The following is a 417-nucleotide window of genomic DNA, read 5'->3' as shown; positions in this document are numbered from 1 at the left end:
CGGAATAAGCATTGAAACCTTCTTCGCCTTCTACGTGCTGCCGGCGCTGATCATCCTGCTGAAGTCGGTCGTGCTGATCGTCGTGCTCTTGGTCTTCGTCGCCTACATTCTCTACGCCGACCGCAAGATCTGGGCGGCGGTGCAACTGCGCCGCGGACCGAACGTGGTTGGCCCCTGGGGCACGCTGCAGGCTTTCGCCGACCTGTTGAAGTTCGTCTTCAAGGAGCCGGTGATCCCGTCCGGCGCCAACAAGGGCGTCTTCCTGCTGGCGCCGCTGGTGTCGGCGGTGCTGGCGATCTCGGCCTGGGCGGTCATTCCGGTCAACCAGGGCTGGGCGATCGCCAACGTCAATGTCGGTATCCTCTATGTCTTCGCCATCTCCTCGCTCGAGGTCTATGGCGTGATCATGGGCGGCTG

Annotated in this window: 1 protein-coding gene; it reads left to right on the top strand. The window is 62.6% G+C overall.

Annotated elements, in window-relative coordinates:
* Window positions 1–10: 10 nt before the first annotated feature.
* Window positions 11–417, top strand: a 407-nt coding sequence (locus EOA33_RS38510) for an NADH-quinone oxidoreductase subunit H (protein WP_190234561.1), incomplete at its 3' end; no start/stop codon positions are given.

It is taken from the genome of Mesorhizobium sp. M4A.F.Ca.ET.050.02.1.1, assembly GCF_003997725.1.
Lineage (GTDB): Bacteria > Pseudomonadota > Alphaproteobacteria > Rhizobiales > Rhizobiaceae > Mesorhizobium.
The sequence above is the reverse complement of the archived record's forward strand: the minus strand, read 5'-3'. Positions and strand labels throughout refer to the sequence as shown.